This is a genomic window from Streptomyces sp. Act143 (assembly GCF_003143935.1).
GTDB lineage: Bacteria > Actinomycetota > Actinomycetes > Streptomycetales > Streptomycetaceae > Streptomyces.
On the sequence record NZ_QFRX01000001.1, the window covers coordinates 567,059 to 581,814 of the forward strand.

Here is a 14,756-nt window from a genome sequence, read left to right on the forward strand (position 1 = left end):
TACCGTCCGCCGTCCCGGCGTTCGCCACGTCCAGACACTTGCCGTTCACCCCCTTCACCGGACCCGTGTGCGTTCCTCCGCCCGCGGTGGTGAAGGCGAACTCGTCGACGTCGAACAGGGCGCCACTGCCGCCCTTGAAGACGAGGTACAACTTCGTGGTGCCGCTGGGCTGGTCGGCCAGTCCGGCGGTCACGTCCTGGAAGGTCTCCCAGTCGCCGGTGACCGGTACGGTCGCCGTTCCGAGGAGGGTTCCGGTCGGCGATCCGGAGCGGACCTCGAGGGTGCCGCCCGCTCCCGCCGAGGAGACCCGGGCGGTGAATCCGGTGGTGTCGGCGAGGGCGTACGGCGTGAAGGCGATCCAGTCGCCGTTCTCGATGTTTCCGACGGTCTTGCCGCCGTGCGCCGCGGCATGGCTGATGACGTCCACGCCGGAGGAGTCACCGTAGTGCTCGGCCTGCCGGTGGGAGGGCTGGGTGATGTGCTGGTCGTGCGTGGTCAGCGCGGGCTGGCCGCCCGCGCCCTTGTCGGTGTACTCGGCGTCGATGACACCGAAGATGTTGGCGTTGGGGTCGTGCTCGCCGTCGGCCAGGGTCTGGAGTGTGCCGGTGCATCCGGTCGCCGAGGTCTGCGGATGGCCGTGGCTGTCGTGTCCGACGATGAAGGACACCTTCACCTTGGAGCAGTCGATGGTGCCGTCCTCCGGATCGGTCACCGTGACCTTGAACGGGATCGCGGCTCCGAAGTCGTGGATGCTGCCGTTGGCGGGCAGATCGAGCCGTACGGTGGGCGCGGTGTTGCCGACCGTGATCTGCACGGACGCGGTCGCGGTCTTCCCGGTCGGGTCCGTGACCTTCAGCGTGGCCGTGTACTGGCCGTTGGTGGTGTAGGTGTGGGAGGGGCCGGCGGCCGTGGAGGTCGCACCGTCTCCGAACGTCCAGGCGTAGCTGAGAGCGCCGCCGTCCGGATCCGCGCTGCCGGACGAGGAGAAGGAGACGGTCAGGGGTGCTGTTCCGGAGGTGACGTCGGCCTTGGCCTGCGCGGTCGGCGCGAGTCCGTCGATGGCGTGCTCGATGCGGTACAAGGCGGAGTTCGCGTCGCCGTTGAAGTAGCCGGTGCCGTAGTCCAGGACGTACAGCGCGCCGTCCGGCCCGAAGGCCATGTCCATCACCTGAGTGCCGCTCCAGGGGAAGGAGTTGATGGACTGGACGGTGCCGTCGGCGCCCGCCTCGATGCGTTTGATCCAGCGGCGCCCGAACTCGCCCGCGAAGAAGTCGCCGTCGTACTCCTGCGGGAACTTGACGTCAGAGGCCGACGCCGCGTCGTACCGGTAGACGGGTCCGCCCATCGGGGACTCCGAGCCGCCGCCGAACTCCGGTACGGAGGTGCCGTTGTAGGGAATCCAGGCCGGCTGTGCCGCGGGCAGATCCGTGAGACCGGTGTTGTTCGGTGAGGTGTTCCTGGGCGCCGCGCAGTTGAACGTCGCGCCCGAGGTGCCGGTGGCGAAGTCGTAGTCGACGTAGGCGTCATTGCGGCCCGTGCAGTACGGCCAGCCGTAGTTGCCGGCCTTGGTGATGCGGTTGAACTCGACCTGACCCTCGGGGCCGCGGCCGGCCGAGGCGGTTCCGGAGTCGGGGCCGTAGTCGCCGAGGTAGACGATGCCGGTGGCCTTGTCGACGCTCATGCGGAAGGGGTTGCGGAACCCCATCGCGTAGATCTCGGGGCGGGTCCTGGCGGTGCCGGGCGGGAAGAGGTTGCCGCCCGGGATCGCGTACGTCCCGTCGGCGTTGACCTTGATGCGCAGCACCTTTCCGCGCAGGTCGTTGGTGTTGCCCGCGGAACGCTGGGCGTCGTAGGCCGGGTTGCGGGAGGCCCGCTCGTCGATCGGGGTGAAACCGTCCGAGGCGAACGGGTTGCTGTCGTCGCCCGTCGACAGGTAGAGGTTTCCGGCCGCGTCGAAGTCGATGTCCCCGCCGACGTGACAGCAGATGCCGCGGGAGGCGGGAACGTCGAGGATCTTCTTCTCGCTGGCCAGGTCCAGGGTGTTGTCGGCCTTCAGCACGAACCGGGAGAGCCGGTTGACGCCGTCGAACGGCGTGAAGTCGGAGGCGGTGCCGTCGGAGGGGGCGTCCCCGCCAGGGGTGCTCAACTGAGGGGCGTAGTAGAGGTAGACGAAGCGGTTGGATGCGAAGTCCGGGTCCGCCGCGATGCCTTGCAGACCTTCCTCGTCGTGGCTGTACACGGTGAGCTTGCCGGCCACGGCGGTGTTGCCGTTGGCGTCGGTCCGCCTGACGGTGCCGTCGCGCGAGGTGTGCAGGACCGACCGGTCGGGCAGCACCGTCAGGGTCATGGGCTCGCCCATCTCGGCCACGCCCTTGGCGAGCGTGACCTGCTGGAACACCGGGGCCGCCGCGCTCGCGCCGGCCGCCTGATCCGACGGTGCGGCGGCAGCGGTGCCCGGGGCGAGGCAGCCGACGGCACACACCACCGCCAGCGCCAACGTACGGACGAACCTGGGTCTGAGCAGTCTTGTGCGCACAGAGTCTCCCGAGGGGTGGGGGTGGCAGCAGGACACAGCGGTCCTGACGAGGGGAGAACAGGCGCGCGCCGTCGCGCCGTTGAACGGCCACATGCACGTGACCGGTTCATTTCAAGGAAGTTAGCGGCCTTGGTGCGGACGCGTAACCCCTTTCGCATCCGATCCTTCGACTTTTTCCTTGATCAGGACAAAGTCGAGAGCCCGAGCGAGCCGATCCGCCCGTCCCCCTGGAAGGGCGGTCGGGCGCTGCGTGGGCAGGGCGGGGACAGTCATGGCGGAATTCGAGGTGCCTGGGCCGGAGCCGGACCGGGAACGTGCGCCGGAATACCAGGCCGGCAAGCGAAACCCGGCCCTTCAGTCCGGCATGTGGGAGTACGCGGCGAGCTCGTTCCGACTGGTCGCCGGTCTGGCGCCGCCCCTGGACGCCCTCGCCGCACGGCTGCGGTTGGACGTCGAGCGGAGCTGGGGGACCTGGGCGCCGTGGATGCGGCGATGTTCCGCATCCAGAGGATCGACTTCGCGCTCAGCCGACCGAAGGGTAACCCTCACCCCGATGTCCTCGTCCGAGTCGCCCGCACTCAGACCGGCCTCGAGGCGGCCCTCGACGTTCTGCTCGACGCCCTCGGGATCGACACCGAAGCGATGACGTTCCGCGCCGACGGTGAGTTCGGATTCATCGATCTACGGAACGGCCTCAAACCAGCACTCCCCGTACGCACCTTGATTGACGGGGCATCATGCTCATGCCATTCTCGGCGATGGGAGCGCTCCCAAACCTCACTCCCATCTCACGTCACCCCTCTCACAGGAGCCGCTCATGCCCGCGTTCACCTTGTTACGGCGCCCCAGCCGCCCCCTCACCGCCGCCCTGCTGACGAGTTCGCTGCTCCTCGGCGGCTTCCTCGCTGTCCCGGCGGCCGCCGCGGGGACCACAGCGGTGCGTGTCAATCAGGTCGGCTACCTGCCCGACGGCCCCAAGCGCGCAACGGTCGTCACCACGGCCGCGCAGTCGCTCACCTGGCAGTTGAGCAATGCCTCCGGCACGGTGGTCGCCTCCGGCTCCACGGTCCCGCGCGGTGCCGACACGGCCTCCGGTCAGTCGGTCCAGGTCGCGGACTTCTCGTCGTACCAGGGCACGGGCTCGGGATACGTCCTGAGGGTGGACGGCAGCAGCAGCGACCCGTTCGACATCCGCGCGAACCTCTACGACGGGCTGCGCTCGGACGCGATGGCGTTCTTCTACCACCAGCGCAGCGGCATAGCCATCGACGCCTCCCTGGTCGGTTCCGCCTACGCGCGCCCCGCCGGGCACCTCGGCGTCTCGCCGAACAAGGGAGACACCTCCGTCCCCTGCCAGTCCGGGGTGTGCGACTACACCCAGGACGTCAGGGGCGGCTGGTACGACGCGGGCGATCAGGGCAAGTACGTGGTCAACGGCGGCATTTCCACCTGGCTGGTCGTCAACTCCTTCGAGCGGGCCGAGCGCGTCGGCAAGGAAGCGGCCCTGGGCGACTCGACACTGAGCGTCCCCGAGCGGGGCAACGGCGTTCCCGACGTCCTGGACGAGGCGCGCTGGGAGCTCGACTTCCTGATGCGGATGCAGGTGCCCGCCGGCAAGCCGTACGCCGGGATGGCCTTCCACAAGATTCATGACGCGGCCTGGACCGGCATCCCGACCCGCCCCGAACAGGACGCCCAGCCGCGCGAGTTGCACCGGCCGTCCACCGCGGCGACCCTCAACCTCGCGGCGACCGCCGCCCAGTGTGCCCGGGTCTTCCGCCCGTACGACGCGGCGTACGCCGACCGCTGCCTGGCGGCCGCCCGCCGGGCCTGGACGGCGGCGCAGGCCAACCCCGCGATGTACGCGCCGGATTCGGACAGCACGGGCGGTGGCGCCTACGGCGACAGCCAGGTCAGCGACGAGTTCTACTGGGCTGCCGCCGAGCTGTACGCGACGACCGGTGAGAGCGCCTACCGGGACGCGGTCACCTCCTCGTCCTGGCACACCGCCGCGAACGCCTTCACCTCCTACGGCTTCGGCTGGGCGGACACGGCCGCGCTCGGCCGGCTCACCCTGGCCACCGTCCCCAACGGGCTGCCCGCCTCCGACCTCGCCCGCGTGCGCTCCTCGGTGGTCTCGGCCGCCGACGGGCACCTGTCCACGATGGCCGGACAGGGCTATGCGGTGCCCATCCCTTCGGACGGGTACTTCTGGGGCTCCAACAGCGAGGCCGCCGACAACGCGGTCGTCATGGCCGTCGCCGGGGAGCTGACCGGTGACGCGCGCTACCGCGCCGGGGTGCTGGAGGCGCTGGACTACCTGCTAGGCCGCAACGCTCTCGGGCAGTCCTATGTCACCGGCTACGGCGAGAAGTCCTCGCGCAACCAGCACCACCGCTTCTGGGCACACCAGTCGGACTCCTCGCTGCCCAACCCGCCGGCCGGTTCGCTCGCAGGCGGCCCCAACAGCGGGCTGCAGGATCCGGTGGCGCAGGAGAAGCTGGCCGGTTGCGCACCGGCCGCCTGCTACATCGACGACATCGGCTCGTACTCCACCAACGAGGTGGCCGTCAACTGGAACGCCCCACTGGCCTGGCTCGCCGCGTACGCCGCCGAGCGCACGACCGACGACGGCGGTCAACAGCCCACGGGGTCCTGTGCCGTGACGTACAAGGTGGACAACGCCTGGAGCAACGGGTTCACCGCGACCGTGACCGTCAAGAACACGGGCTCCACCGCGGTGGACGGCTGGCAGCTGACGTGGAGCTACCCGGGCGGTCAGCGCGTCACCAGCGCCTGGAACGCCTCCGTCACCCAGAGCGGCGCCGACGTCACCGCGCGCAACGTGGACTGGAACCGGACGGTCGCACCCGGCGCGACGGTGAGCTTCGGGGTCCAGGGCTCGCTGAGCGGCAGCAACCCGTCCCCCACCGCGTTCGCCCTCAACGGCAGCGCCTGCGACTGAGAGCCACGGCCCGCCGCAGTACCGCGACAGCGGTTCATCTCCTGCGGCGGGCCGTGCTCGGCGACGACCGGGAGCCGTGGCCGGTCGCGGTCGGCGAGGAGTCAGGAACACCGGTCCCGGACCCGGCCATGCTCGGAACTCCCCCTCCGGCTGCGGCAAAGCTGTGAATGTTGTTGTCCAGGATGTTCACGGGTTGGAAGGGACTGGTAAGACTTTGTCGCTACGTTCTGACATGCCCTCAGCAAGTCAGTCCCTCTCCGGATCCGCTTCACGCACCCCCAGGAGACACCCCCCATGCGCAGACTCCTCGCCTGCCTGGCAGCGGCGGCCGCCGCTCTCGGCGGGCTCACCGCGGCCGCCTCCACCGCGGCAGCCGCCGACGCGGGCACCTTCAGCGTCCTCAGCTACAACGTGGCCGGCCTGCCCGAGAGCCTCTCCAGCGCACCGACGCCCCGCGAGTCCAGCACCACGGCGATCGGCCAGCGGATAGCGCCGTACGACATCGTCCACGTCCAGGAGGACTTCAACTACCACGCCTACCTGTACGCGGCCGACACCGCCCACGCCTACCGGACGCCGACGAGCGGCGGCGCCGGCATCGGCAGCGGACTCAACACCCTGTCGAAACTCCCTTACGACGAGGGCGACTTCGAGCGGGTGCGCTGGAACTCCTGCCAGTACGACTCGGGTGACTGCCTGACGCCCAAGGGCTTCACCTTCATGCGCGAACGCCTGGCCGAGGGGGTGTACGTCGACTTCTACAACGTCCACACCAACGCGGGCACCAACGACGGCGACCTCGCCTCCCGCGCGGACAACCTCAACCAGCTCACCGCCTTCATCAAGAGCCACTCGGCGGGCAACGCGGTCGTCGTCATGGGCGACACCAACACGCGCTACACCCGCTCCGGCGACACCATCGGCGAGTTCGCCGCCGCCAACGGCCTCACGGACGCCTGGGTGCAGCTGATCCGCGGCGGCACCCCGCCCGCCAAGGGCAGTGACGCCCTGGTCTGCGACCAGACCCAGCCGACCGTTCCCAACACCTGCGAGGTCGTCGACAAGGTCCTCTACCGCGGCAGCAAGCTCGTCTCGCTCGACGCCACGTACTACAACAACGAGCACGCCAAGTTCCTCACCACCGACGGGCTCATGCTCTCCGACCACGACCCGGTCACCGTCGGCTTCTCCTGGTCGCGCAACGCCGCCTTCCAGCTCAGCGACCAGTTCGGCGGCCCGCACGGCGACTACTTCACCGACATCGACAGCGTCCCGGCCGGCGCCCGCGCCACCACTGTCGGTGTGCGGGCCGGTTCCCGCGTCGACCAGCTGAGCCTCACCCTCGCCAACGGCACCACGCTCGCCCACGGCGGCACCGGCGGCACCGCGGCCTCCCTCGCGCTGGGCAGCGGTGAGTACGTGACGACCGCTCAGCTCTGCCAGGGCGAGAAGGACGGCCACACCCGCATCTTCTACGCCAAGTTCACGACGAACCTCGGCCGCACCCTGGCCGGGGGCACGACGACCTCCGACTGCGTGACCCGCACGGCACCGTCCGGCTGGCAGATCGCCGGGCTCCACGGCCGCGCCGGCGACGAGGTCGACAAGATCGGGTTCATCTACACGCAGCGCTGACGCCCGTCGCCGCAGAACCGGCTCCGACGCTTCATGCCGTGCCCCCGCCCTCGGGTCGGGGGCACGGCCGTGTCAGGCCACGATGCCGCCCGGCGCCTGGTCGGGCCTGCGGTCCAGACGTGCACTCAGATCGCAGGGAGGCCTTCGTATCCATGGCCTTCCACTCGCCTCGGCCCCCACAGCGCGCGGTTCGGGTCAGCCGACCCGAAGACCCACCGCCAGCGTCAGTTCAAGGACCCGGTGCGGCGATGCGAGATCCGGGAACAGCTCCCGCAGCTGCGACATCCGGTAGCGGACGGTCTGGGGGTGGACGAACAACTCCGCCGCCACCTCCTCCCGCCGGCCCTGATGCAGCAACCACGCCCGCAGCGTCTCCTCCAGCCGCCGTGCCGTCGCGGCAGGCAAGGTCCGCAACGGTGCGAGGGCGCGGGCGCGCAGGTCTGCGAACGCGTCCGCGTCGGCGCTCAGCACCAGCTCCGGCAGGTGGTCCTCGGTGTCGCGGATGCCGGAGCAGAGGGAGCGCGCGCGGACGGCGCGGGCGTACGAGACGGACGCGCGTGTCCACGGCCGGGCGGGGCCGACCACGGCGGTGCGCTCGGTCAGTTGCCGCAGGAGATGTGAGCGGTCGGCATCGGGGACGAGCAGCACACCGGTGGCGTCCGGCAGATCGTCGAGGACGAGGGTGCCCGGGTCGAGCGTGCGGTAGGCGGGCCGGGCCTGGGCGGCGGGCAGCAGGACCGCGGTCAGCGAGACGGGAGGCTGCCACCCGGCCCGCTGGGCGGAGACGAGCAGCACGTCCGGGGTCGCGCCGGCGAGAAGGTCGCGGGCCAGGTGCTCCAGGTGGCGCTCGTGCTCCCGGCCCCGGGCGGCCAGTTCGTCGGCGTGGCCCGCGGCGCTCGCGGCGGAGAGCTCGTCGATGTAGGCGAAGGTCAGCTCGGCGAACTTGGCGACCTCGGCGGCGGGCAGACCCGCGGGTACGGCACCCGCGGCCAGGCACCGCCAGGCCACGCGGGCGCCGACGCGGTACGCGCTGAGCAGGGCGTCCATCGAACGGCCGTCGCGCACCTCGCCGCGGCCCAGCTCGTAGGCCGCGTCACCACCGTCGCCGCCCGTGGCGTTCCCGCTCGCGAGGTCCAGGTAATGCCCCAGGGCGGTGCGGACGGCCCGGCGGATCGTGGCGCCCATGTGGCCCGAGAGGGCGTTGGCGTAGGGCGGGACCTCGTCGATGATCGCCTGCACGACCTCGTCGGCGGTGGTCTTCAGCGCGGCGCGAAGTACGGTGACCGTCGTCTCGTCCAGGGCCAGTTCGCTGGCCCTCCGGGTTACTTGGCTCACGTTTTTATTCCCTGCGAACAATTCCACCGACCAGATTCACGTCCTACGGTCAGGACTTTACGCCCTGAGACGCAGCAAGCTGGGGGCATGACGAGTACTGCCCTGCGCAGCAGGGCGTGGAAACTGCTGGAGATGGTCACGACGCCGCTGCTGCCGTCGGACTACCTGGACCTGGTCAGCCCGCTGCGGGCGGGCGCCGACCTGCGTGGCCGGATCGAGGCCGTGCACCCCGAGACGGATGACGCCGCGACCATCGTGATCAGGCCGGGACGGGGCTGGCGCGGCCACACCGCCGGTCAGTACCTGCGGATCGGGGTCGATGTCGACGGGGTGCGCCTGTGGCGTGCCTATTCGCTCACCTCGCCGACCGACCGCCAGGACGGCCGCGTCACCATCACCGTGAAGGCGATCCCGGACGGCAAGGTCAGCAACCACCTGGTCCGCAGGGCGAAACCGGGCACGCTGATCCAGCTCGACCAGGCGACCGGTGACTTCGTGCTGCCGCGGACCCGGCCGGCCAAGGTGCTCTACCTGACGGCCGGCAGCGGCATCACGCCCGTGATGGGCATGCTGCGCGACACCGAGTTCGACGACGTCGTCATGGTCCACTCCGCGCCCCGGCCGCAAGACGTGATCTTCCGCAGCGAGTTGCACGACCTGGTCGCGCAGGGGCGGCTGCGGCTCACCGAGCTGCACACCGACACCGACGGCATGCTCGACATCGCCCGTCTCGACGCGCTCGTGCCCGACTGGACCGAGCGCGAGACCTGGGCCTGCGGGCCCGCGGGTCTGCTCGACGCCGCCGAGAAGCACTGGAGCGAACACGGCGTCCCGGAGCGCCTGCACACCGAACGCTTCCGCCCCAGCGTCGTCGTCGCCGGCGACGGCGGCGAGGTCACGTTCAGCACCACCGGCAGGACCGTCGACGCGGACGGCGCCACGCCGTTGCTGGACGTCGGCGAGGAAGCCGGCGTGCTGATGCCGTCCGGGTGCCGCATGGGCATCTGCTTCGGCTGCGTCACGCCGCTCAAGGCGGGCGCCGTCCGCGACCTGCGCACCGGCGAGATCACCGAGGCCGAGCCGGGCGTCCTCATCCAGACCTGCGTGTCCGCCGCGGCGGGCCCCTGCGACCTCGAACGGTAGGAGCATTTTGACCGCCATCGACCCCACCGCCCATCTGACCGCGGAGCAGATCGAGGAACTCGGCCGCGAGCTGGACGCGATTCGCGACGAGGTGATCGCCGACCGCGGGGAGAAGGACGCCGCCTACATCCGCAAGGTCATCTCGGCGCAGCGCAAGCTGGAGATGGCCAGCAGGGGTGTGCTGCTGTTCTCGATGTTCCCGCCCGCATGGCTGATCGGCACCGCCGGTCTGTCCGTGGCGAAGATCATGGACAACATGGAGATCGGCCACAACGTCCTGCACGGCCAGTGGGACTGGATGCGGGACCCGAAGATCCACTCCACCACCTGGGAGTGGGACCACGTCTCGCCGGCCGACCAGTGGAAGCACTCGCACAACGAGCTGCACCACACGTACACCAACGTGATCGGCAAGGACAACGACCTCGGCTACGGCATCATGCGCGTCGACGAGGACCAGAAGTGGCACCCCTTCCACCTCGGCCAGCCGCTGTGGAACTTCATCAACGCCTGCTTCTTCGAGTACGGCATCGCCGCGTACGACCTGGAGCTCGGCAAGAACCTGCACAAGCGCCGCCGCAAGAACCCGGAGTTCCGCGCGCGGGCCAAGGCGGTGGGCCGCAAGATCCGCAAGCAGGTGCTCAAGGACTACGTGATCCACCCCCTGCTGTCGGGCCCGTCGTTCCTCCCCACGCTCGCCGCCACGTTCACCGCGAACCTGGTCCGCAACATCTGGTCCCACTCGGTGATCATGTGCGGGCACTTCCCCGAGGGAGTGCAGGTCTTCGAGCGCCGGTCGATCAACGGCGAGACCCGGGGCCAGTGGTACCTGCGCCAGATGATGGGCTCGGCCAACATCAGCGGCAGCAAGGCCATGCACTTCATGACCGGCAACCTGTCGCACCAGATCGAGCACCACCTGTTCCCCGACCTGCCGAGCAACCGGTACGCCGAGGTCGCGGTGAAGGTGCGCGCGCTGTTCGAGAAGTACGAGCTGGAGTACGTCACCGGGCCGCTGCCCAAGCAGGTGTTCTCCGCGTGGCGCAAGGTCGTCCGGCTTTCCCTGCCGAACAAGAAGCGCAAGGTCACCACGCCGGACCGCGAGTGGGAGCTCGTCGCCTCCTGAGGCCGTCGTCGGGCCAGGGGTGCACGAGGTCACGTGCTCCCCTGGCCTTCTCTGCGCCTCTCGCACGCCACTTCTCTCTTCACTATCACGACATATCGTCACAAACCAGATAGCTGAATTGCTAAATTTTGCAATTGAGCACATGCTGTGACGGCTGCGCCCGTCCGTTCTGACCGGTAGCCGCGGGCGCAGCGCTGACCTGTGTGACGTGTGCCGTGTCCGACCCGCGTGGGTGGGGTCTTCGTAGGGAGCCGAGGAGCCGTGTCCGTTCCGCTGTACCAGGCCGAGGCCGAGTTCTTCCGGATGCTGGGACATCCCGCACGGACACGGGTGCCGGAGTCGCTCCAGGACGGGCCGATGCCGGTACGGGACCTGCTCGTCGCCATCCGGGTCGCCGCGCGATGACCACGGGATGCAGCCGGGCGTGGACCCGGATCGGCTCGTTGCTGCCCGGTCGTGCCGATCTAGCCGAGACGCGGCGCGATCCGCGGCGGGATCTGCTGGCCGGGTTGACCGTGGCGATCGTGGCGCTGCCGCTCGCCCTCGGTTTCGGGGTCTCCTCGGGTCTGGGCGCGGCGGCGGGGCTGGCGACCGCGGTGGTCGCGGGCGCGCTCGCCGCGGTGTTCGGTGGATCGAATCTGCAGGTGTCGGGGCCGACCGGCGCGATGACCGTGGTCCTCGTCCCGATCGTGGGCGCGTACGGTCCGACGGGCGTCCTGACAGTGGGGCTGATGGCCGGCGTCATGCTGGTCGCGCTCGCCGCGCTGCGGGCCGGCCGGTACATGCAGTACGTGCCCGCTCCGGTGGTCGAGGGCTTCACGCTCGGCATCGCCTGCGTGATCGGCCTTCAGCAGATCCCCAACGCGCTCGGCGTGCCCGCACCCGACGGGGACCGGGTGCTGGTGGTGGCCTGGCGGGCCGTCGAGGCGTTCGCCACGTCCCCGAACTGGACCGCCCCGGCCTTCGCTGCCGGGGTGGCCGTGGTGATGCTGGCCGGGGCCAGGTGGCGGCCGACGGTGCCGTTCTCCCTGCTCGCGGTCGTCGCCGCCACGGTCATCGCCCAGGTCGCGGGCCTGGACGCGGCCAAGCCGATCGGTGACCTGCCGTCCGGACTGCCCGCCCCCTCGCTGTCCTTCCTGCACCTGGGCTCGCTGGGCAGCCTGCTGGCCCCGGCCGTGGCGGTCGCGGCCCTGGCCGCGCTGGAGTCGCTGCTGTCCGCCTCGGTCGCGGACGGCATGACCGTGGGGCACAGGCACGACCCGGACCGGGAGCTGTTCGGCCAGGGCCTCGCCAACATCGCGGCGCCCCTGTTCGGCGGAGTCCCGGCGACCGGCGCCATCGCCCGTACCGCCGTCAACGTCCGCACCGGCGCCGGTTCCCGGCTGGCCGCCCTCACCCACGCCGCGATCCTCGCCGTCATCGTCTTCGCGGCCGCGCCCCTCGTCTCCCGGATCCCGCTCGCCGCGCTCGCCGGTGTCCTGCTGGCCACCGCCGTCCGCATGGTCGAGACCGGCTCGCTCAGGGCGATGGCCAAGGCCACCCGTTCCGACGCGCTGATCCTCGTCCTGACCGCCGCCGCGACCCTCGCCCTGGACCTGGTCTACGCCGTGATCATCGGCCTGGCCGCGGCGGGCGCCCTCGCCCTGCGTGCCGTGGCCCGGCAGGCCCGCTTCGATCAGGTGCCGCTGGACCGGGGCGACCACAGCGCCGAGGAACACGCCCTGCTGGCCGAGCACATCGTGGCGTACCGCATCGACGGCCCGCTCTTCTTCGCCGCCGCCCACCGCTTCCTGCTGGAACTCACCGGCGTCGCCGACGTCCGGGTCGTCATCCTGCGCATGTCGAGGGTGTCCACCATGGACGCCACCGGCGCCCTCCTCCTCAAGGACGCCGTGGAAAAGCTCCACCGCCGCGGTATCGCCGTCATGACCTCGGGGATCCGGCCCGGGCAGCGCCAGGTCCTCGACTCCGTGGGCGCACTCGACCTGCTGCGCCTGGACGGCCGGGAGTACGCCGGCACACCCGAAGCGATCCGCGCCGCCCGCGATCACCTGGAGATGGCGGGTGTCCTTCCTGCCGTCCCGGCACAGAGGCCGCGGACGGCGAGCCCGAAGACCGCAGACGTCAGTGAGGAACCAGTCCGATGAGCACCACTCCCGCCACCGCGCGCATGGTCGAGGTCTCCGGCGCGGAGGCGCTGTGGCTGGTGGAGGGCAGCAGCCTGGGGCGGCTGGTGTTCGTCCAACGCGAGCTGACCGTCGTACGACCGGCCCGGCACGTGTGGGAGTACGGCAGGCTGGTGGTGCGCACCCCGGTACAGGCCGCCGCCGTACCCGTGACAGCCGCCTACCACGTGGACGAGATCCGCGCCGTACAGGGCACCGGCTGGACGGTGACCGTGAGCGGGCCCGCCGAGGTGGTCGGCGACCCGCACGAGGCCGCCCACTACCGCCGCGCCCTCACCGGCTGGACGCACGGCCCGCACGACACGATCCTGCGCGTCCACCCCCAGACGGTCACCGGCTTCCGCCTCGCCCGCGGGACGGAGGGGTGATGGCCGGCCGGTCGGAGACCCTGCCGCACCGGCACGTGCTCACGCTGCCGAACCAGTCGGCGGCGGTCCGCGTCGCCCGGCAGACCGCCGAACAGGCTCTGATCGAGTGGGGAATCGGCCTGCGCCACCCCACCGTCGATCCCGCACTGCTGATCCTCAGTGAACTGGTCACCAACTGCGTGCGGCACGCCTCCCCGGTCTCCCCGCAGGTCACGGTGATCTACGCGGCCGGCACCGACTGCCTGGCGTTCGCCGTCCACGACCGCCACCCCTTTCAGCCATCGCTGTACGCGTCCGTCACCGGCACGGGAGCCGGGGGTCTGGGCACCGTCATGGAACTCGTGCTGGGGCTGGGCGGCACCGCCGTCGTCCGGGCCGACGCCGACGCCCTGGGCAAGAGCATCTGGATCACCCTGCCGCTCTGAGCGCACAGCAGTCCCCCGACAAGCCCCCGCAGAAGGAAGTCAGTTCACTGCCATGACCATCGACTGGCGCTACACGATCGAGCAGGACCTCGGCATTCTTGCCGTCGCCGGATATCTGGGCCCGGATGCGGTCCGCCGCTTCTCGGGGGCGGTCGGCTGGGTGCTCGCGCGCGGCACCGGGCCGGTCGTCGTGGACCTCGGCGCGCTGCGCAGCTGGTCGGCCGAGGGGCAGCTGGCGATCGCCGAGGCCGCGGTGCGGCTCGCCGCCGCGGGCCGCAGTCTGGAGCTGGCCGCGATCCCCGCCGACGGCTCCCTCGTCCCCGCCGGTGACGGTCCGGACATCCCCGTCCACGCCGACCTCGGCGCGGCCCTCGCGGCCCACAGCACCCGGCTCGAAAGGGCGGGTGCGCAGCGCCACGAGTGGCGTACCAGCGGCTTTCCCAGCGGGGAGCCGGTCGGCGACCAGGTGAGCTCCGGTACCAAGGCACGCCCGATCCCCACAGCGGAGTGATTCTCACGCAGACTTCCACCCCACCACGTAAGTAATTGCTAATGTTGGCAATTACTGAGGTCGTCATCGCTGGATGCAGCACGAGTGGGTGGATGCGATGCACCGACACGAGTCGAGGAGTACGCCGCTGTACCAGCTCAAGGCCGAGTTCTTCAAAACGCTCGGGCACCCCGCCCGTATCCGGGTCCTGGAGCTGCTGAGTGAGCGCGAGTACGCGGTCGCCGAGATGCTGCCCGAGGTCGGCATCGAGCCGGCGCATCTTTCCCAGCAGCTGGCGGTGCTGCGCCGGGCGAACCTGGTCGTCACCCGCAAGGAGGGTGCGACCGTGCACTACTCGCTGACCGACCCGCACGTCGCCGAGCTGCTCAAGGTCGCCCGGACCATTCTCTCGGGTGTGCTGGCCGGCCAGGCCGAGCTCCTCGCCGATCTGGAGGCGGCACAGGGAGAGGCGAGGCCGCCGTCGTGACGGCTGCCCTCGATCGGCGTCCGTCTTTGTCGCGAAGTCGTGTCAGCGGATCACCTCACC

11 protein-coding genes and 1 pseudogene are annotated in these 14,756 nt (G+C 70.5%); 10 read left to right on the top strand and 2 right to left on the bottom strand.

Annotated elements, in window-relative coordinates; genetic code table 11:
- On the bottom strand, positions 1-2,536 hold a 2,536-nt coding region (locus tag DI272_RS02460; RefSeq protein WP_181387066.1), incomplete at its 3' end, for a PQQ-dependent sugar dehydrogenase.
- A gap of 817 nt (positions 2,537-3,353) precedes the next feature.
- On the opposite strand from DI272_RS02460, the gene DI272_RS02465 reads away from it, so the two are divergent.
- Positions 3,354-5,501 carry a glycoside hydrolase family 9 protein gene (locus DI272_RS02465; protein ID WP_109493479.1) on the top strand — a complete coding sequence of 716 codons (2,148 nt, stop codon included), beginning with the start codon at positions 3,354-3,356 and terminating at the stop codon, positions 5,499-5,501.
- A gap of 294 nt (positions 5,502-5,795) precedes the next feature.
- A complete protein-coding gene (locus tag DI272_RS02470) occupies positions 5,796-7,136 on the top strand; it encodes a jacalin-like lectin (RefSeq protein ID WP_109493480.1) in 1,341 nt (446 codons plus the stop codon).
- Between the two features lie 195 nt (positions 7,137-7,331).
- Here the strand turns inward: DI272_RS02470 and DI272_RS02475 are convergent, their stop codons facing one another.
- Positions 7,332-8,471: a CdaR family transcriptional regulator gene (locus tag DI272_RS02475; RefSeq protein ID WP_109493481.1), complete on the bottom strand. Its 1,140-nt coding sequence runs from the start codon at positions 8,469-8,471 to the stop codon at positions 7,332-7,334.
- Between the two features lie 87 nt (positions 8,472-8,558).
- On the opposite strand from DI272_RS02475, the gene DI272_RS02480 reads away from it, so the two are divergent.
- The 8 genes and pseudogenes from DI272_RS02480 to DI272_RS02515 all read left to right on the top strand — a co-directional run bounded on the left by DI272_RS02480 (position 8,559) and on the right by DI272_RS02515 (position 14,696).
- A complete protein-coding gene (locus DI272_RS02480) occupies positions 8,559-9,614 on the top strand; it encodes a ferredoxin reductase (RefSeq protein ID WP_109493482.1) in 1,056 nt (351 codons plus the stop codon).
- Positions 9,615-9,621: 7 nt separating this feature from the next.
- On the top strand, positions 9,622-10,740 hold the full coding sequence (locus tag DI272_RS02485) for an acyl-CoA desaturase (RefSeq protein WP_109493483.1): 1,119 nt from the start codon (positions 9,622-9,624) through the stop codon (positions 10,738-10,740).
- Between the two features lie 261 nt (positions 10,741-11,001).
- Positions 11,002-11,133, top strand: a pseudogene (locus tag DI272_RS02490) (transcriptional regulator); the annotation flags it as partial.
- Between the two features lie 8 nt (positions 11,134-11,141).
- Positions 11,142-12,887 carry a SulP family inorganic anion transporter gene (locus tag DI272_RS02495; protein WP_109493484.1) on the top strand — a complete coding sequence of 582 codons (1,746 nt, stop codon included), beginning with the start codon at positions 11,142-11,144 and terminating at the stop codon, positions 12,885-12,887.
- Positions 12,884-13,294 (top strand): pyridoxamine 5'-phosphate oxidase family protein, encoded by a 411-nt coding sequence (locus tag DI272_RS02500; RefSeq protein ID WP_109493485.1) that lies wholly within the window; start codon positions 12,884-12,886, stop codon positions 13,292-13,294. The genes DI272_RS02495 and DI272_RS02500 overlap by 4 nt, the downstream gene beginning before the upstream one ends.
- Positions 13,294-13,719, top strand: coding sequence for an ATP-binding protein (locus DI272_RS02505; RefSeq protein ID WP_109493486.1), 426 nt, complete (start codon positions 13,294-13,296; stop codon positions 13,717-13,719). Before DI272_RS02500 ends, DI272_RS02505 begins: the two co-directional genes overlap by 1 nt.
- Before the next feature lie 52 nt (positions 13,720-13,771).
- Entirely contained in the window at positions 13,772-14,230 is a 459-nt protein-coding gene (locus tag DI272_RS02510) for a hypothetical protein (RefSeq protein WP_109493487.1), read from the top strand.
- A gap of 97 nt (positions 14,231-14,327) precedes the next feature.
- The gene (locus tag DI272_RS02515) at positions 14,328-14,696 is read left to right on the top strand and encodes a metalloregulator ArsR/SmtB family transcription factor (protein ID WP_109500642.1); all 369 of its coding nucleotides are present in this window, start codon (positions 14,328-14,330) and stop codon (positions 14,694-14,696) included.
- Positions 14,697-14,756 lie beyond the last annotated feature (60 nt).

Coding starts and splice junctions, on each gene's coding strand:
- DI272_RS02465 (WP_109493479.1), top strand. CDS start 3,354: ATGCCCGCGTTCACCTTGTTACGGCGCCCCAGCCGCCCCCTCACCGCC.
- DI272_RS02470 (WP_109493480.1), top strand. CDS start 5,796: ATGCGCAGACTCCTCGCCTGCCTGGCAGCGGCGGCCGCCGCTCTCGGC.
- DI272_RS02480 (WP_109493482.1), top strand. CDS start 8,559: ATGACGAGTACTGCCCTGCGCAGCAGGGCGTGGAAACTGCTGGAGATG.
- DI272_RS02495 (WP_109493484.1), top strand. CDS start 11,142: ATGACCACGGGATGCAGCCGGGCGTGGACCCGGATCGGCTCGTTGCTG.
- DI272_RS02500 (WP_109493485.1), top strand. CDS start 12,884: ATGAGCACCACTCCCGCCACCGCGCGCATGGTCGAGGTCTCCGGCGCG.
- DI272_RS02505 (WP_109493486.1), top strand. CDS start 13,294: ATGGCCGGCCGGTCGGAGACCCTGCCGCACCGGCACGTGCTCACGCTG.
- DI272_RS02510 (WP_109493487.1), top strand. CDS start 13,772: ATGACCATCGACTGGCGCTACACGATCGAGCAGGACCTCGGCATTCTT.
- DI272_RS02515 (WP_109500642.1), top strand. CDS start 14,328: ATGCACCGACACGAGTCGAGGAGTACGCCGCTGTACCAGCTCAAGGCC.